Genomic DNA, 18,156 nt, shown 5'->3' with positions numbered 1-18,156 from the left:
AACCCACTCCAAGCAAAGTCAGGTATTCCGACCGCGCCGCACGTCGGTCAGTACCCGCGCGCAGCATCCGGTGCCTGCATGGTAGCACAGACTCGGCCACCAGACATCCCCGGTGGCCGGAACGGCGCGGTCGCCGGATTTTCTAGTAGTCGTCGTAAGTACCGTAATACCCTTCGTAGGTGGTCCAGCGGTATTTCTTGGGGTCGACGTCATTCAGAATCGTACCCAGTACATTGAAGCCGGATGACTGAAGCCGTTTTGCCGCGGCTTGCAACGCATGCTGTGGCGTTTTTCCCCAGCGCGCGACCAGCAGAACGGCGTCGGCGAGAATGTCGTTGCGGTACACTTCATCCATCACCAGTGCCGGGGGTGTGTCCACGATAATGATATCGTATTGATCCAGCAGCGTTTCTTTGAGTTGCTTGAGCTTGTTTGACGCGGCATCAGACAGCTCGTGCGTAGGCGAGGCTGCGGTGATCAGATCCAGTGACCCCTTGGTTTCGGTGGTCAGAGCATGCTGCAGGGTGACACTGTCCGAATAGATTTCCGAAAGTTGCACCTCATCCATGTCCGGAATGAACGTCTTCGTTGCGCCACGACGGTGCGTGTCCAGATCAATCAGCAGAGCGTTCAGTCCGTCGACCGCCGCCGAGGTCGCCAGAACGCTGCTGACGAAGGATTTGCCCTCGTTCGGCAGGCCTGAGGTGATCAGGATCACCTTAGAATGCTGGAACTTGATACAATTGGTCAAGATGCCCCGGGCGGCTTCGGCTAGGGGCGATTTCTGGCTCTGCAACAGGTTTTCGATCGCCTTGTTCTCACCGGCGAACATTTTGCTGCGTCGCTGACGGGCGATATATCCCAGGTTGCTGAGGCCGGTCATTCGGAAGATCTGGTTTTCGCTGCGCACCGTTCTGTCCAGGCCCTCGCGCACAAGCGCGATGATGAAGCCAACGATCATTGCGAACAGGCCGGCCAGCACCGTGATCAATGACCTGCTGGGGGCATAGGGTTCAACCGGAATTCGTGCTTTGGAAACCTGAATCGTGCCGTCCTCAAGCTGGCCGATGCGAGTTTCCAGCAAGGTCAGGTTGTCGATCGTGGTTTGATAGCGGGTTCGCAGTAGTTCGACTTCGCGTTCCCGGCGCAGCAACGACAGCTCCAGACGGGTGCGGGCCTCCAGCTCCTGCTCGGATGTGACCAGCTGTTCCTGGAGGGCCAGAATTTCGTCTTCCGGCAGGTTGCGTTCGATGCCGATGCGCAGCTGGGCCTTGCGCCGCTCTACCTCGGCCCGCAGCCGGGTCACGACCTGTTCGTCATCCAGATTGTCCTCACGGATGAACTCGGCCAAATTCGATTCCGCCTGGGTCAATTCTTCGCCGAGGATACCGACCCGGCGTTTGAGATTGTCGATCGATGTCATCAAGCGATTGACCCGTGCGTCGCGCTCGTTCGCGATATAGACGGCAATGACGGTATTGGGCAGGGCTGCAGCCAGCACCGGCGATGTGGATCGGCCTTCGATGCTGATGGCGAGGCTTTCTCCCGCGCGGGAGACGGAATAAGAGGCCAGAACCTTGTCGGTGACCGCAGCGCGGTGAATCTCTTCATCCGCCTCGCTGTCCGCGCCGGGCGCACGGCGCACAAAGCTGGGGTCGTCGAACAGACCCAGGCGGTCTGCCACCTGCTCGGCAAAGTCGCGAGACCGCAGTCGGGCCAACTCGGTTTCCACGCTCGACCGGTTCAGTTCATAGGTTTCCAGCTGTCCGGTCGACTCGCTGAATCTTGTTTCCGTGAGAGCCAAAACCATCTGTGCGTCCGACCGATACTGGTCGGGGATGGTCGACATGTAGAAGGCTGTTGCCGAGACCGCACCGACGACCAACAGAAAGATGACCAGAAGGTTCCGGCGCAGTAGCAACCAGATATTGATGAAATCGTTGGTTTCATGCTGGTTGGCAATTACGTCGTCACCGGATTGCACGAGTGTTCTCCATTTTTTTCGGACCGTGAATACGGCTTAAAATCAGCGTCAGAATCGAACTGTTATTTATCATATTGTTTTACCTGTACTTTGATCGGCTCGATAGATTTATCTAGCCATATCAGGCCAAAAGGCCGTCCCTGTGCGTTTGGCGGGCAAAAAAAGCGATGCAAATCCGAGAGCAGAGAGTTTTTGGCCATTCTGGCGTCGGGCGAAGAGCTGCCTTTTCGAGGTCTTAAAATCGTGAACAAATCGCTTGGTTGTCGGCGTTGTTTCCGAATACGACACAGTGGGTTTGGTCCGGCATACCTACCTTCGGGCGTCCTGCGCCCGGGCTTCCGGTGGTTCAGCAGCAGGCTCGCGAAAGGTGATTTTCCAGTTCAGGGTAAAATTCAGAAGGAATATGCACCCGGTCACGAACGCCTGAATGATCAAGTAGTGGAAAGGCAACAACGCAAAGAGAAGAGAGAACAGCGCCACGTTTATCGCCGACGTCGTCGCCGTGACCAAAATGAACCTCTGCAGGGCACTGCGATGTGGAACGCTGGACCGAAACACCCATAGTCTTTGGATGCAGTAATTGAATGTGGCCCCCATCAGGAACCCGATTGCCGAAGCGATCGTTTCGTAGATGCCCAAGACCTCGACCGAGAACGCCATCGCCGAGAAATGGATGACGACGGCCGTGCACCCGGTCACGAAATAGCGACCGACCAGAACCGAGACGTGTTTGAGGTCTTCAAACTTCATCAATCAATCCTTCAGGGCGTGAATGCAGAGCCACCCGATTGAATATCATCGATCCTATCATTGTTCGGCCCCGAGTGTTGGAACAAGCTTCATGACATACGATCCTTCATTCGGTCGGTTTGAAACTGGCGGGAGATCCATAGATCCGCCCGTCGGCCTCCTCATAGAGTAGGGTCAGATCAGCTTCGCGGATCAGCCGTTCCTCATCGACCAGATAGAACCGCCAGTCGATCTCGTTCAGGATGGCGACAACCGCGTTTTGGTCGGCCACGCGTTTGCGGACCTCCTGAATTTCTTTTTCTGGCGACGTACCAGGGTCCGGCCTGCCGGTTCTGCGCTCGAACAACTCAGGGGACTTGAGCGCATCCACACCCTTGACCAGCCGAATGACATCATAGCCGTTTGAGTAAACCACGACACCGTCCCGCAGATTGTCCAGATGCGCCAAAGTCGGAGAGTTCTTCCAGACCGGTGAGGCATAGAAATTCCCCTCCGTCATGTGGGTGCGGGTCATCGCTGCCGTACGTACGGCATAGGTTCCGGTCAACGCCAGCGCAAGTATGAGAGCTGCGGGACGCAGCCGGTTCATCATATCCGTTCCGGGCTGACCGCCAACGAGAGCAAACCCCAGAACCAGAGTCGAAATGAACACTGGCAACAGGTACCTGGCATGGATGGTCAGATTGGCCTCGATAAACAGGGCCAGAACAAGGAAAGGAACGTAGACCAGCAAAAAGAATGAGATCGTACGCGCAACTGGCAGACCGGGAAGGTCATCAGGGTTGGTCTGAACCTTCAAAGCTGTGCCGATCAGAGCAATGACGAATCCCAAAACCACAACCAAAGCGGTCAACGTGATAATCGGCGGCAGAGAGCTTGGCAGCACGTAGGCTGATAGCGTGGTCAGTGCCGCGCGGAAGGTCTCGGTGTCGGGATCCCCAAGTAACGCTGCTTGACGCCCGATGCCGGTCCCACCGGAGGTTTGATTGTACAAGTACCACCCGATGATGATTGCGGATGCGATCAGGCCAAACACAATCGCCGAAACCAGTCGACGGCGCAGATCACCGTGCCCATAAACAAGGATTGTCAGCGAGCAGGCCGCGATCAGTGGGACCAATGCGAACCGGGTCAGCACGCACAGGGCGGCCAGACAGCTTGCCAACACAAAGGCGGACACGTTGTCGCCGCGCAGGTAACGGGACATGAAGAAATAGGTGCCCAGCAAGCAGTTTGTCGTGAGCGGTTCCGACAGGATCGTGACATGCGCGTACATGAACTGGGGACTCAGGACCATGATAAGTGCTGCCAGAAAGATCATCCGTGGCCGAACCTTGCAGTCGTTCAGGATCAAGAACATCAAAGCGATGTTCAGGATCAGGCTGAGGATATTCAGTACGGTGGCCGCAAGCACGGGCTGGACACCCATTCCGGCCAGCAGATCAATCAGCGCGGTATAGGTTGGCGCCTGTTGAAACCGATCGGGGGACAGCCCCAGATAGGCCATAGAATCCGGACGCATTCCGATTCCGTGCCATGTGCCGGCGGCAAATAGCCCGGTTGCAAAAGCAACGAGGAAAAAGAAAAAGACCTTCAGTTCGGTGGACTGCCGCATGAATTCAACCCAAAAAACACTTTTACAACCAACAGCGTGAAACATTGCCGAATGGCGCAATTAGCAGTTTGCGAATTCGGCGTATCCATAATTTTTCACCGGCGGAGACGATGACCCAGAACGCTAGGTAGGGTCACTTTTGTTGTCAAGTTTCCGCACAGCCGCCGCTCGGACCGGCCTAGTTTCGACCTCCGTGCGGACAGCATTGCGCCGGATCGAATGAAGCCGGATCCGCAAGAGGCGGTACATTTACATACAGGCTGAGCGCCACAATTCCACTCAACAGTAAGACAAGACCCGGCTTTTCCCTCAGCAGAACGACCGAACCCAGGATAATGGCCGTGGTCCAGTGAGAGCTGTAAAGCAACACTTCGAGTGGGTTGAAAAACAGGTAGAACACAAAGAACGTGCCCACCAACGTCCACACGGCCAGCACAAGCGGGGCGCGGTCAGGTGTTCTTGTGCCGGAAACAATTGCCCATCCGACCAGGATTGTCGCCAGAATTGTCAGGGCCAAACGGCTTGGATCGCGGAGAATCTCCCATAGCCGATTCAGCAAAAAGCGGCACTGAACGGTTTCGGCCGGCGCGACCCACGAAAACAGGAAGAAGCCGGCGGCATAATCTTTGATGATTTCCGGGTTGGTGAAGTTCGCGGCGTCCGCGTACCGGCCAACCATCTCGGTCGGTTCCATGAAAGGATCACCGTCCAGAACGATGCCAAGAAAAACGACCGGAGCCATCATGAAGATTACGGCAATCACCGACGGAACCACCAGTCCGAAAGTTAGTTTCCGCCCGACACCTCCGTTGAGAGACGCCCATGCAAATCCAGCATAAACCAGTGAGAATGCAGCCGCCGGCAAATGGGACCATCCGGCCAGCACACCGCAAGCCAGGCCAGCGATCACGCTGGTAAGGGCCGGGTACTTGGCGCAGTGTCTGGCCATCTCGGCCATGATCAACAATGACATGGCGATCGCCCAGAGTGAGACGCTGTAGGTCTCGACAACGCTGAGCGTGGTGACGGTTCCGAAGGTCAGGAGAACAGCAAGCGTCGCCAGAATGGAAACGGAGAGCGACAGGTGTTGGCGCAGCAGGAATAGTGCAATCGTGACAGACGACATGGCAGCCCAGAATGCGAGACTGATCGAAATCGCGACAGGCTGCCGGATGCCCAGCCAGGTCAACGGCTCGGCGATGGCGGCATTCAGCATCACCACCAGCGGGTGGCGCGCAAGGTGGAAAGCCAGGTAGTGCCCCTGAAACAAGCCATGCGAGTAACGGCCAGGGTCCGAGGCAAGGATGCAGTCGTCGTTGTAGAACGGTTTGCCCGGCGGTGCGGGCATGTCCAGAAACTGCCGCGCGAATTCCAGCCGGAAATAGAAAAAAGCAAAGACCACGCCAAACAGAAGCAGTAGCGCGAGGCCCGCCTGCCGTCTCATTGCAGGGGGGTGTGGAGACCGAAATTCGGACCGGATATCGCGCCAAAGGCCCGAGCAGGATGCAATCAGTTCAGTCATGAACAGACTTAGGCACGTCGGTGCGGCGCGTGACAAACAATAGGGGCGTGCACCTCTGTTTCGCATGACAATCGGCTGAATTGCGTCCTTTTGTGCGAATTTGGTGAACAGAAGTCCGCGCTTCGAGGATCAGACCAGCCATTTTTTCTGCCAGAAATGATACATCAGAACCGTCCACAGATGGGGCCCCCAATTGCGACGCCCGCTGAGATGCTCGCGCCATCGTTGCGCCAAGGTGGCTGTGTCGAATACGTACTCGACCCCTTGTCCTGTTGAAAAAACCTCGTTTGCCACAGGCTTCAGCGGGCCACGCAGCCAGTCGTTGACGGGAATTCCGAACCCTTGTTTTGGGCGATCATACAAGGCCTTTGGTACGCGCTTGTCCACGAGGCGCCTTAGGGCCACCTTGCCCTGTTTGCCGTCGAAACGCAGGGATCGGGGCGCCTGCCAAGCGGCGGCGACGACGCGGTCATCCAACAAGGGCGCGCGCGCCTCGAGACCGACGGCCATCGATGCTCGGTCGACTTTCACAAGAATGCCTTCGGGCAAATACAGGCAGGAATCCAGCAGCAGCATCGTGTCGATTTCATCAAGGCCGTTGGGCAATCCGAGTGTTTGATAAACCCCGCCGTCATTCACGTCCTTCAGCGCTGCGGACGGGTCCCAAAGACTGAACAGGGTATTGTACCGGCTTCTGAAATCAGGCTGCGCGATGACCGAGGCGACTTTGGAGATCCTGTCGGCAGTGATCTGGTCCCGCATGGTGCCTGAAACGAGTTTACGCAGGATCGGCGCAACGGCTGCACGCAAGGCATCAGGCGATGCTGCCAAAATCGACGCAGCCGGCCGGGGAAGCTTTCGGCCAAGGCGTTCCATCGCCATCATTCGGGCATAGCGTTCGTACCCGCCAAAGGATTCGTCGCCGCCATCACCCGACAGGACGACGGTCAGCTGATCGCGGGCCAGTTTGGACACCAGCAGGGTTGGAACACCGGACGGGTCGGCAAAAGGTTCGTCATAGACGTGTGGTAGGTCATCGAGCAATTCGAACGCCATGGAGGGTGTCGCAGTGACCTCGTGATGGTCCGTGCCCAGATGTGCAGCGATTGCGGCGGCATGGTCTGCTTCGTTCAGCCCTTCTTCCTGGAAACGGACTGTAAAGCTGGTGACCTTGCCGTTGGTTTGTTCCTGCATCATGGCAGTGATCAGGGTCGAGTCTATCCCCCCGGACAGGAAGGACCCCACCGAGACGTCTGCGACCATGCGCTCCTGCACGGCGCGTTGCAATTCCTCTTCAATACGAGCCAGCGCCCGGTCTTCGTCTTGGATTGGTGCGGCAAGTCCCTGTTTCGCGCAGTCGCGAAGGTCCCAGAACGTCCGGATGGCATCTACCAGGTCCTGAGCCGTCCCGGGCGGTTGGTCCAAGCGGACTTCGACCATTGATCCGGCGGGCAACTTCATAACTTCGCGATAGATCGAGAGTGGTGCCGGCACATATCCATAGCGGGCGTACTGCGCCTGAGCACGCCGGTCGGCTTCCGGTGAGCCAAATGCGGGGTTCGCGCGCAGCGCCTTGAGTTCGGAACCAAACAAAAGCTGGCCGGATTTGAGGCCTAGATACAGGGGTTTCTTGCCCAACCGATCGCGTGCAAAAACCACCCGGTTCAGTTTGCGATCCAAGACCGCGAAGGCGAACATGCCGTGCGCCTGTTCCAATGTCTTGCGGATGCCCCAGAGGTCCATAGCCGCCAGTAGCACCTCGGTATCTGATGTGCCGCGAAACGTGACGCCTTTGTCCAGCAACGTTTGCCGCAGGGCCAGAAAGCCGTAGATTTCCCCATTGTAGACGATGGTGAACCGGCCGCTGGGCGAGGTCATTGGCTGGGCCCCGGTCTCCGACAGGTCGACGATCGAAAGGCGGCGATGGCCCAGAGCCACACCGGCGTCTGGATCGACAAACAACCCGTCGGCATCGGGACCCCGGTGCTGAATAACGTCGCACATGGCCTGCAGCGTGGTGCGGCCCGAGTCGGCGCCCATGGGCTGAAAAGTCAGAAATCCGGCGATACCGCACATGGGTCAGGTCCTTTATTCGACTTGGGGCGCAATGGGTGGCGCAGGGTTGGCAGCTTGGTTCAGGGCCTGATCATAGGCTCGGGCAATCGCGTCGAGGGAGTAGTGTGTGGCGATGCGGTCGCGGGCAGCATGACTGTGGGCTTTGTAGGTTTCGGGCGGCCAGTTGGCAGCTTGGACCAGTGCCTCTGCCAATGCCTGCGGATCACGTGGCGGCACGACATAGCCGCACGAGTCCACCACTCTGGCGCTGTCGCCGACATGAGTCGTCACGACCGGGCGGCCGTGGCTCATGGCTTCGGCGATCACATTCGGAAAGCCTTCGGTGCGCGAGGCCAAAACCAGCAGGTCAATGCTCGCGTAGAACTCGGACATATCGTGCAGGTCGCCGCACAACGTCACGCTGTCTTCGGGCAGATCGTTGTCGGCCAGCATCGCGCGGATCTCAGGGTTCTCCAGCGTTACGCCGTCTCCGGCCAGACGGGCATGCAGGTCCGGGACGGACTGGCGCGCAATCGAGAAGGCGCGGAAGAAAGTTTCGAAGTCTTTCTGCGGGTGAAACCTTGCCGCCACTCCAAGCACGCGGGCAGGTCCCGGCCGCGCCGTTGGATCGGGCGGAAGGATAAACCCGTTTGGAATCACCGTGGAATGGTCCCCGGCAAAGCCGTATTTCTCGTGTTGAGTTTGAGCGCGGGTCGAGTTGTAGAGGATCCCCTGACAGAACCGGGAAAGCACCTTCGACAGAGCCACCGCAGCGCGGGTGCTGCGGGTGAAGGCAGCCGGGTCGTCCAGCGCTTGCCGCACGGTCCAAACGACGGGAACGCGCCGCCCGGCAAGTTTGCCGGCAATCAGGCCCAGGACCATCGCATGGTACATCCAGCACAGAACCACATCCGGCTGATGGGTCCGGATCAAACGTCGGATCTGCCAAACCGCGCGAAACAGGGCCAACGGCGATCTGGCACGCAGCGAAACGTATTCGACCTTGTCATTCGCCGCCATTGCGCGGCAGCGGTCCGAAACCTCGGTCAGGGCGACGACGCAGGCCCGTTCGCCGGAATGGGCCAAAAGTCGGGCCAACATGGCTTGTGCGCCACCTTGGCCTGAGAAATCAGTGGTGACATGCAAGATCATCGGGTCTCCCTCCGCAGCTCACCGGTGGGTGTTCGACTCAAGCTGTATGTTGATCGGCCACACATCACCAGTTCGCGCTCAGCCCTGCGCCATGTGGCGGGCCGTCGCCTTTTGGCCCACATCAACAATGGCCTTTGCCAGACGAGCGACGTTCTCGGTGGACCAGGCTGGGTCGACCAGGAAGGCAAGGCTGGTTTCGCCCAGCTCGCGCGCCACGGGCAACGGTTCCTTGGGTCCCAGGCCTCGGCTGGTGAAGGTTTTCTCGAGATAAATCTCAGAGCAGCTGCCGGAAAAGGCGGGAAAGCCGGCCTCGGCGATCTCGGCGATGATGCGGTCCCGGCTCCAGCCGGGCGCAAGTGTTTCCGGCCGCACAAATGCGTAGAAGCGGTAAAATGCGTGGGTAACGCCGTCAGGTGGCATTGGCACGCGAAAGGCCGGGCAGGCCGCAAGGGCCTTGTGCAGGATATCCGCATTTGCCGTCCGGTGCGCGCGCCATGCGTCCAGGCGTTTCAGCTGTATTCGACCAAGTGCCGCCGAAGGGCCGTTCATCCGCAGATTGGTGCCGGGTCCCGAGTCGTGCAGCCAGCGAAAGCCGGGCGGGTGTTCGGTGTTGAACACGGTGTTATAACCTTTGCCGTGATCCTTGTAGCTCCAGATGCGGCTCCAGAGATCAGAGTCGTCGGTCAGCAGCAGTCCGCCTTCGCCGCCTGTGGTCATGATCTTGTCCTGGCAGAAGGAAAACGAGCCCAAGGTCCCGATGGTTCCGACATGGCGGTCGCCAATCATCGCACCGTGGGCCTGGGCGCAGTCTTCGATGACCCAAAGGTCGTGGGCGCGGGCCAGATCCATGATGCCGTTCATGTCACAGGGCCAACCACCCAGATGCACGGGTATGATCCCCCGGGTGCGCGGCGTGATCGCCGGGGCGATGGTTTCGGGCGTGATATTCTGGGTGTCGGGATCGACATCGACAAAGACCGGAACTCCGCCCGCCAGCATCACCGAGCTGGCCGAGGCGATGAAGCTGCGCGGCGTTACAATGACCTCATCACCTGGTTGCAGGCCTAGCCCGAGCATCGCGGCGTCCAGCGTTACTGTCCCGTTGGCCATGGCGATCGCGTGTTTGGCTCCGGTATATGCGCAGTATTCGGCCTCGAATGCGCGAACATCTGGGCCGGTCCAGGCGTTGACTTTGCCAGAGGCCAGAACTTGCGCTACGGCGTCGATCTGTTCCTGATCATAGATGGGCCACATCTGCATTTCGCACCTCCTGTCAAATCACCGATCGGACCAGAACAAAGCCTTCAGCCGCCGACCGGTGCACCGTCGCGCCGCGCAGGGTGGCCAGTGCGCGCAAGCTGTCGACCGATCGTTCGTGCGGCGCCTGTTTGACCTGGCTTTCGAACTTGCCGAACGCCTCCAGCTTCCGCTCGATCGTGTCCGAGATGTCGACAAACACGTTTGGCACGAAGGCCGGGGTCAGATAGGGGGCGTTCCAATTTGTTTCGGAAAGGGTTTCGTAGGCCAGAATATTGGCCGGATAGTCATGTTGATGCGGGCGGCTTGCCACCAGCGTGGACAGAAAACTCAGCTGGTGATCCATATGGATGTCGCCTGGATGCGGAGCCAGGATCAGGCTGGGGGCGATGTCGCGGACCAGCTTTCCCAGCGCGCCGTTCAGGTCCGAATGGGCATGTTCTGACAACTCCGCCGCATTGAAGTCCATCCAATGTGTTTCGGTGACGCCCAGCAGATGATGCGCATTGAGTGCCTCGCGCCGTGTGGTTGCGACCTGTTCATCGGTAAACTTCGGGGGTTTGCCACGAGTGACGACAACCACATGCACTTCGCGCCCAGCATCGGCCATGCGGGCCATCGTGCCGCCGGCGCCCAGAACCTCATCATCGGGATGCGGAGCGACGATCAGCGCGGGGCCGGCGTGGCCAGTGGTCAGGTCGGAAGCGATCATGGATGTGTCCTCAGTTTCGCGTGAAGGGCAGGGGGTGTGTCGGCCCCTGACCATTCAGTTATGTCCAGACAGCGCCCGTCGCCGCAGGCCACCGTAAAGCCGCCGTTGCCGATGGCCTGGATCTGGCCGGGCAAGCCGATGAAGTAGCCCTCCGGCTCGGTATATCTGACCCCTGTAAGAACCAGTTTCACGCCATCGGGGCCATAGGTGTAGGCGCCGGGGTAGGGCGGACCTGAAGCACGGATCAGGCGGTGGATGTCCGCAGCAGGATTGGTCCAGTCAATCAGGCCGTCCTCGGGGCGGCGGCGGGCGCACAGGCTGATCCCGTCGGTGCGTTGCGGTTCGGCTGGGATGTCGCCATTGGAAATCTGGTTCAACAAAGGCGGCAGCAGTCCTGAGACGGCACGCAAAGCTCGATTGTACAACTCGCGGGCGGTGACGGTTTCGGGATCGACCGCATAGATGGCCTGAGCGGCGATAGGGCCGTCATCGGCACCTTCGCCCAACCAGAAAAGCGAGGACCCGACGTTTCGTTCCTGCAACAGGATCGTCCAGGGGATGACACCGCGCCCCCGCAGGCGGGGCAGGGCCGACGGATGAAATCCGATGCAGCCAATCCGCGCCAACGCCCGAAACTCGGGGCCGCAGATCTGTGACCAACCGAGCACCAGAATCAGGTCGGGTTTGACCTTGGCAATCTGTTCGAGAGTCGCGGGGTCGTTGGTTTTCTCGATATGCAGAACCGGGACACCATACTTCTCGGCCGCCGGTGACAGGTCGACGAAATCCGAATGCCGCGCGGACAGGCGCGGCGACAGGGTTACCAGAAGGGCCGGCACATGCCCGGCGCCGCACATCGACATCAGGGCTGCAAGCGTGGTCTCGACGGCGCCGACAAGTACGATATTCACGCGTTCATCTCCTGCATGTCCTGGGCCAGCGAGCCATTCGAGCCCATCCATTTCCGGGCCGCCTCGATCCGGTCGTCGCGGCGGGGTTCGTTGTGCAGGGCCGCTCCGACCGTTTCGCCCAAGATCTGCAGGTCCAGCGCCAGTGACCGATGCGCCACGTACCATAGATCAAGACTCAGCTTTTCACTGTTGCTGAGGTTGGTGTTGCCGCTGACCTGCGCCCACCCGGTCAACCCCGGCCGAACGGAACATCGGTATTGTCCGGCGGGCCCGAAGTCTTTGATCGTTTCAGGCAGCAAGGGGCGAGGCCCAACCAGGGCCATTTTGTTCTGCAGGATCAGAAGGAGTTGCGGGATCTCGTCGAGCCTCAGGCGTCGGATCATTGCCGTTGCGCGCGTCTGGCGATCCGCGTCGGGGTGCAACGAACCATCTGCCGCGCGTGTCTCTTTCATGCTGCGCAGTTTGTAGAGCCGGAAATTGCGACCCTGTCGTCCGGCTCGGATCTGCGAAAACATCAATGGACGGCCGATGGACAAAAGCACCACGACGCACGCAATGACAAAGAAGGGAAGCGCGAGCAGGCCCAGCAGCAGGCAGATTAGGATTTCAAGCAACCGGTTCACAAATCAAATCCAACTCGCAACACGCGGGGTCCCGCGACACACAAAAAATCAACCAATACAAAGGGACGCGACACGCCACCCGAGCAACCGCGACTGAAATACCGACAACCCGGGTCGACAAGCGGCGATGCAGCAAGATTGGTCGAAACGGATTCTGTTTGCAAGCCGTCGATGCCGCCGCGGGATGCGGGGGCTGAGAATGCTGGGCTGACTAGACGATGACGCTGATTTGCCTTCCGTGTTGCGTAAACGATTCGAGCCAAAGCCGTGAACTGTTGCCAGTCAGGAAAAGCAGGAGCCCAAGCCGCGCCGTGATTGCCGCGAAACAAGGCGGGGTGTTCTGATCGGGTGTTTCGCGCAAAACACCCAGCCTTCGGGCTGCATTCACAGGGGGTTGTGAACGCGGCCGACGCGGTGGCCCAGGCGCTGACAGGTCAGTGTCGACAGGAAAGCCAGCACCAAAGGCGATGCGCCATTGGCTTTGCTTGTCAGCCTGAGGCCAAGCGCCTATGATTTGCCGAGCGGGATCGTTTCTGTTCCGTCGATGACCGAAATTGCTTTTGACGACCGACTTGCGCTGTGGGTGCGGTTTGTGTTTTCGAGATTTGAGTATCGTGCCCGGCACCCACGCCCGGCTTGTTGGTGTTTAAGAGTTGGGAGGCAAGGTTTTGCGCAGCTTCATTCGAGTAATTCTGGCGACGCTGTTGTTTGCGCTGGCCGCTCTGCCGGCATTGGCCGAAAGCTATCGCCTGCTGCCTCAGGATCGCCTGTCGGTTCGTGCCATGCGTTGGGACCCATTGTCCGCAAGTTACATGATTTGGGATGGCGTGTCCGGCGAGTTCGCTCTGGCCGGTGACGGAACGCTGATGTTTCCGCTGGTGGGACAGGTTGAGGCGGCCGGGCTGACCACGCTGGAACTGTCGCAGATGTTGGAGCTTGAGCTGAGCAGCCAGACCGGCATGGCCGAGCCGCCCAAGGTCGCGCTTGAAGTGATCAGCCACCTTCCGGTCTTTGTTCTTGGAGATGTCAATTCGCCAGGCGCTTATGCCTACCATCCCGGGATGACCGCCCAGCAGGTTCTGGCCCTTGCAGGTGGTCCGATCCGTCCTCCGATCCAGTTTGGGGCAAACAATGATTTTCAGATCATGCGGATGGGCGGCGAAATGCGGCTGCTATCCACTCAGATAGATGAGTTGGAAGACGAGAGGCAAAGGCTGAAAGCTGACCTTGCGAGCCTGCAGGAAGAAGGGATTGAGACCGGCACCGACGCGGCGCCTGACGCTCCCGGAGGGCTCGAGGGTGAAATCCTCGAGGCGACAATGAACGCCCGCGAGGGTTTGGGTGAACGAATTCGGGATCTGCAGGAGATGCTCAAAGAGCAGATCTCGAGCCTGACCATTCAGTTGGAACTTCGCAAAACCCAGATCGAGAATGTCAGCCGGGAGTTGGAAAACCTGAACCAGCTCAAGGAAAAGGGTCTGACCGTATCGAACCGGGTGACGACCATGACCAATCTTCTGAACGATCTGGAGTCCAAGCGTCTGGATCAGGAGGTTGCGCTGATGCTGGCTCGTCAGGAGCTGAACCGCGCCGAGCGCGACGAGTTGGAACTGGATGACAAGGCGCGCTCGGATGCTCTGGTCCAGTTGAATGCGGTCGAACGCGAGTTGGCCTCGCTTCGGACGCGTCTTGATACCGCGGCAAGCCTGCACGGAGAACTGGCTGCCGCTGGTTTGCTCAGCGAAGATGATATCGCCAGTGAAGTTGTTATTGACTACATCGTCACACGGGCGGGTGGCACGGCGCCACGCAAGATGGACGGGACCGAGGCGGTTCAGCCCGGGGACACCATAGAAGTCGTACGAAGAACCATTGTCACGTCGAATTGAGTTTTCCGGCGCGGGGTTTGCCGGGTTTGTTTTTATTAGTCTGTTCGCAAGGTCACGAGTATTCCAATGTCTCTCCCTGACGGTCGTTCGGTCGACTTTCTGATTTTCGGCGCCGCGAAATGTGCAACCACCTGGTTGCAAAAGTCGCTGATGCAGACGCCGGCCATCCATATGCCGGGTCCCGAGTTGCATTTCTTTTCTCGGAATTACGCAAACGGACTGGACTGGTATCGTGACCAGTTCGGAGACTGCGATGGCGCAGATCTGATCGGTGAAAAATCGAATTCGTACCTGACCGAACCCCTTGCTGCGCGACGCATTCGGGAGCATTTCCCTGAAACTCGGTTGATCCTGCAGATGCGGGACCCGGTTCAGCGCGCCTATTCCGACTATTGCATGCTGTACCGCCGCGGCGAGGTTTCGGGAAGGATCGAGGATTATCTGGATCCGGCGGTCGCGGCCGACCAGCGTTTTCTGTCCGATGGGAGATATGGCCACCATCTGAAGCGGTTCTACGACTTGTTCCCAGAGGACCAGATCCTGCTCTTGGCCTATGAGGATGTCCGCGTGAACCCTCATGGGAACCTGAAGAAGGTGGCCGGCCATATTGGATATGACGGACAGCTGGAGCCGCCGGTGCAGCAGAAAGTCAAAGATAAGAATACACCCATGGTGCCACTGTCGCTGCGCCGTGTGCTGAAGCCGGTTCGAGCTGTTCTGGACCCTGTACGTCACACCTGGCCGGTACGGTCCATCCGAAACGCCGTCGCTCGGAAGGTGACCTACCCGGCCCTGTCGCCCGAGTTGGAGGCGAAGATGACCGAGTTCTATGCGGCCGACGTAGAATGGCTTGCCCGCCGCAATCCGGGACTCTGTCGGAATTGGACGGTTTCGGATGCAGTTCACAGAAGCGAATCGCAGGCCATGTCATGATCGAAGCCAGAATTTGGTTTCCATTCAGGAAACAAAAACGCCTTAGGGCTTTGTGCGTGCACGATCAACCGGGACGATCGGGCCCTGGGGATACAGCAATTGAAACTACGACAGCGGTCACCTGCTTCAAAAAATGGCATTTCTGTGATTTTATGGTGTCCAAGTGGTGGAAAGGGGATTTTGATACCCATGTTGGTGTGGTAGCGTTAAAAACGTGGGTTCGTGGTCGGGACCGTGTAATGGGCCAGACCACGCGTAGTGTAACGAGTTGACGAGTTAAAAGGGGGTTTGGTTCAGGGCGGAGGTTTCTAGGCGCCCGGAATCACGTGGGGGACTTTTAGCGAAGCAATGTGTTTGCCGGTCGGCGCCATGTGGTGTCGATCGGGAATTGAGGCTTTTTAGTGGTGGAGCGGGTGTGTTTGGCCCGTCTCATTTCAGTCGAGTGGTAAGTGGCAATTTTTGCCGGGGGTTCTTATGAGTATTTACGAGCAAGAGTTGGTTAAGCTCAAAAGTGGACCGGATGCAGACAGCACGATCGAACAAGATCGCGCCTTTGGAGACGTCCAGTCGAAGCTGCGACAGAAGCTGACCGAAATGAGCGCCAACCGGCGCCTGCTGATCGGAGATGTATTCGCATCCGCCGGAGCCGTGGCGGTGGCCGTCGTTCTGGCCAATGGTGGCATTGTTCCTGAACAGTTCGGATCCGTTCTGTTGCCGTTGGTGGTGATGACTTGCCTGGTGGCACTGGCGGTTTTGCCGCTTTCTGGCATCTACAAACGCCACACGCGGTCGACTTCGCTGCGCGATGTCACTTTGATTGTCCGGGCTGCGGGTCTGTCGGTTGTATTGCTGGCATTGCTGGGCGCTGCCCTGCCGGTTACCGCGCAAGTGCCGCTGGCGGTCTATGTCATTCAGTTCCTTCTGCTGGTGCCCGCCTTTGGCACCCTGCGCGTTTTGGCGCGCAGCACCGAGCTGACGAGCGATCCGGCGCGCCGTTGCCCGGATGCATCCAACGGGAAAATCCCGGTTATTCTGGTCGGAACCGGCGCCAGCTGCGACCTGTTCGTGCGGTCTCTGCACAATCAGGAGTCCAAGTATGAACCCGTCGGCATCATCGATGATGCGCGGAACACTCAAGGCCTGTATTTCCACGATGTGAAGATCATCGGGTCGCTGTTGGATGCAGACGCTGTCATCGAGCGTCTGAAGTATTATGACCAACTGCCGCAGCGCGTGCTGTTGACTGAGCCCGTTACCCATTTTGAAAGCGATGGCATTCGCAAGCTGACCCGTTGGGCTGAGGCCAACAGCATCCCGGTGTCGCGCCTGGCGGGACTCGAAGAACTTGGCACCGAGAGCAACGGCATCCGGACCGTCAATCCTGAAGACATCCTGGACCGTCCGCAGAAAGCGGTCGAACGTTCGATGCTGCGCGAGATGTTCAAGGGCCGCCGCGTCCTGATCACCGGCGCCGGAGGGTCGATCGGTAGCGAGCTGACACGCCAGATCGCCTCGTTCGAGCCGGCCGAGCTGGTGATGATCGAGAACACGGAATACAACGCCTATTCCATCGACATGGATCTGGGTCAAAACTTCCCGGATGTCGCACGCCGGATCTACGTGGCCGACATTCGCAACGCGTCCCGCGTGAACGCGATCTTTGAACGTCACCGCCCCGAGTTGGTCTTCAATGCTGCTGCGCTGAAGCATGTGCCGATGGTTGAGCTGAACCCTTGCGAAGGCGTTCTGACCAACGTGATCGGAACCCGGAATGTTGCGGACGCGGCCCGCAATGTGGGTGCAATCGCCATGGTGCAAGTCTCGACGGACAAGGCCGTGAACAGCACCAGCGTCATGGGCGCCACCAAGCGCGTGGCCGAGTTCTACGTTCAGGCGCAGGACCGTGTGACAAACGAAACCGATGAGAAGACCCGCTTCTTCTCGGTTCGGTTCGGTAACGTGCTGGGGTCGTCCGGTTCGCTGATCCCGCTGTTCCAGCGCCAGATCTCGGAAGGTGGCCCGCTGACGGTGACTGATCCGAAGATGGAGCGGTATTTCATGACCATCCGTGAAGCCGTGCAGCTGACGCTGGTTGCCGCCGCGCGGGGTCTGAACCTTGAAGACAGCCACGGCGAGATTTTCGTTCTGGATATGGGTCGGCCGGTCAAGATCGTGGACCTGGCCGAGCGCATGATCCGTCTGGCCGGCCTCGAGCCCTATCAGGACATCGACATCAAATTCATCGGGATCCGTCAGGGTGAAAAGCTGTACGAAGAGTTGTTCGACGTGACCGAAGAGCGTCGCGAAAGCGGTATTCCTGGCGTTTCCTCGGCAATTCCCGAAGGCGTCTCTGCCGCGCGTTTGCGGGCGCTGATCCTCAAGCTGGAACAGGCTGCTCAGGACGGCAATGATCTTGGGGTCAAAAAGCTGCTCAAGGATCTGGTGCCGGGTTATGGTGCAAACGGTCTGCGCCCGATCGATGGCAAAGAGCTGGCCGCGCGCACCGGCAAGCCGCAGATCAAACCTGTGCCGACGCCCAAGCGGATTGCAAACTTCGCACCGCAGAAAAACTTGGAGACGATTAACGCCGGTCGCTAAAATTTTGTCAAAAGTACATCTAAGTGAGCGGCATTTTCCGCCGCGGGTTACGATTTCAAAAGGGCTCTTCGGAGCATGTCGTTGATGTTTATTTGCGACCTTGGGGGTTACGGCAACCTGCAGATTTTGGCGGGCCGGTCCGAACGGGCGAAGCG

The 18,156-nt window shown here is 58.8% G+C and carries 13 protein-coding genes; 3 read left to right on the top strand and 10 right to left on the bottom strand.

Annotated features, from left to right (window positions below; all coding sequences use genetic code 11):
• Positions 1-142 precede the first annotated feature (142 nt).
• The 10 genes from ACR0NB_RS16390 to ACR0NB_RS16345 all read right to left on the bottom strand — a co-directional run bounded on the left by ACR0NB_RS16390 (position 143) and on the right by ACR0NB_RS16345 (position 12,581).
• On the bottom strand, positions 143-1,984 hold the full coding sequence (locus tag ACR0NB_RS16390; protein WP_170341739.1) for a GumC family protein: 1,842 nt from the start codon (positions 1,982-1,984) through the stop codon (positions 143-145).
• Between the two features lie 309 nt (positions 1,985-2,293).
• Complete coding sequence (locus ACR0NB_RS16385; protein ID WP_170341738.1) at positions 2,294-2,734, bottom strand: GtrA family protein; 441 nt, start codon at positions 2,732-2,734, stop codon at positions 2,294-2,296.
• Between the two features lie 106 nt (positions 2,735-2,840).
• Entirely contained in the window at positions 2,841-4,349 is a 1,509-nt protein-coding gene (locus ACR0NB_RS16380; protein ID WP_480776259.1) for an ArnT family glycosyltransferase, read from the bottom strand.
• Between the two features lie 178 nt (positions 4,350-4,527).
• Entirely contained in the window at positions 4,528-5,565 is a 1,038-nt protein-coding gene (locus tag ACR0NB_RS16375; RefSeq protein ID WP_480776258.1) for a hypothetical protein, read from the bottom strand.
• A gap of 435 nt (positions 5,566-6,000) precedes the next feature.
• On the bottom strand, positions 6,001-7,947 hold the full coding sequence (gene asnB / locus ACR0NB_RS16370) for an asparagine synthase (glutamine-hydrolyzing) (protein WP_480776257.1): 1,947 nt from the start codon (positions 7,945-7,947) through the stop codon (positions 6,001-6,003).
• Between the two features lie 12 nt (positions 7,948-7,959).
• On the bottom strand, positions 7,960-9,078 hold the full coding sequence (locus ACR0NB_RS16365; RefSeq protein WP_480776256.1) for a glycosyltransferase: 1,119 nt from the start codon (positions 9,076-9,078) through the stop codon (positions 7,960-7,962).
• 78 nt (positions 9,079-9,156) lie between these two features.
• Positions 9,157-10,338, bottom strand: a complete 1,182-nt coding sequence (locus tag ACR0NB_RS16360; RefSeq protein WP_480776255.1) for a DegT/DnrJ/EryC1/StrS family aminotransferase — start codon at positions 10,336-10,338, stop codon at positions 9,157-9,159.
• Positions 10,339-10,351: 13 nt separating this feature from the next.
• On the bottom strand, positions 10,352-11,047 hold the full coding sequence (locus tag ACR0NB_RS16355) for a PIG-L deacetylase family protein (protein ID WP_170391568.1): 696 nt from the start codon (positions 11,045-11,047) through the stop codon (positions 10,352-10,354).
• Positions 11,044-11,958 carry a methionyl-tRNA formyltransferase gene (locus ACR0NB_RS16350; protein ID WP_170359610.1) on the bottom strand — a complete coding sequence of 305 codons (915 nt, stop codon included), beginning with the start codon at positions 11,956-11,958 and terminating at the stop codon, positions 11,044-11,046. Before ACR0NB_RS16350 ends, ACR0NB_RS16355 begins: the two co-directional genes overlap by 4 nt.
• The gene (locus ACR0NB_RS16345) at positions 11,955-12,581 is read right to left on the bottom strand and encodes a sugar transferase (protein ID WP_480776254.1); all 627 of its coding nucleotides are present in this window, start codon (positions 12,579-12,581) and stop codon (positions 11,955-11,957) included. The genes ACR0NB_RS16350 and ACR0NB_RS16345 overlap by 4 nt, the downstream gene beginning before the upstream one ends.
• A 668-nt stretch (positions 12,582-13,249) precedes the next feature.
• Between ACR0NB_RS16345 and ACR0NB_RS16340 the strand changes: the two genes are divergently transcribed.
• From ACR0NB_RS16340 to ACR0NB_RS16330, 3 genes are all read left to right on the top strand, one after another.
• On the top strand, positions 13,250-14,470 hold the full coding sequence (locus ACR0NB_RS16340) for a polysaccharide biosynthesis/export family protein (protein WP_480776253.1): 1,221 nt from the start codon (positions 13,250-13,252) through the stop codon (positions 14,468-14,470).
• A gap of 66 nt (positions 14,471-14,536) precedes the next feature.
• A complete protein-coding gene (locus tag ACR0NB_RS16335) occupies positions 14,537-15,403 on the top strand; it encodes a sulfotransferase family protein (protein WP_480776252.1) in 867 nt (288 codons plus the stop codon).
• Positions 15,404-15,877: 474 nt separating this feature from the next.
• A complete protein-coding gene (locus ACR0NB_RS16330; protein ID WP_170452634.1) occupies positions 15,878-18,001 on the top strand; it encodes a polysaccharide biosynthesis protein in 2,124 nt (707 codons plus the stop codon).
• The last annotated feature ends 155 nt before the right edge of the window (positions 18,002-18,156 follow it).

Source organism: Ruegeria sp. CG3, from assembly GCF_056537205.1.
Note: the sequence above shows the minus strand (reverse complement) of the source record. Positions and strands in the feature narration are given on the sequence as shown.

Coding starts and splice junctions, on each gene's coding strand:
- ACR0NB_RS16335 (WP_480776252.1), top strand. CDS start 14,537: ATGTCTCTCCCTGACGGTCGTTCGGTCGACTTTCTGATTTTCGGCGCC.
- ACR0NB_RS16385 (WP_170341738.1), bottom strand. CDS start 2,734: ATGAAGTTTGAAGACCTCAAACACGTCTCGGTTCTGGTCGGTCGCTAT.
- ACR0NB_RS16360 (WP_480776255.1), bottom strand. CDS start 10,338: ATGCAGATGTGGCCCATCTATGATCAGGAACAGATCGACGCCGTAGCG.
- asnB (WP_480776257.1), bottom strand. CDS start 7,947: ATGTGCGGTATCGCCGGATTTCTGACTTTTCAGCCCATGGGCGCCGAC.
- ACR0NB_RS16380 (WP_480776259.1), bottom strand. CDS start 4,349: ATGCGGCAGTCCACCGAACTGAAGGTCTTTTTCTTTTTCCTCGTTGCT.
- ACR0NB_RS16355 (WP_170391568.1), bottom strand. CDS start 11,047: ATGATCGCTTCCGACCTGACCACTGGCCACGCCGGCCCCGCGCTGATC.
- ACR0NB_RS16365 (WP_480776256.1), bottom strand. CDS start 9,078: ATGATCTTGCATGTCACCACTGATTTCTCAGGCCAAGGTGGCGCACAA.
- ACR0NB_RS16330 (WP_170452634.1), top strand. CDS start 15,878: ATGAGTATTTACGAGCAAGAGTTGGTTAAGCTCAAAAGTGGACCGGAT.
- ACR0NB_RS16375 (WP_480776258.1), bottom strand. CDS start 5,565: ATGCTGAATGCCGCCATCGCCGAGCCGTTGACCTGGCTGGGCATCCGG.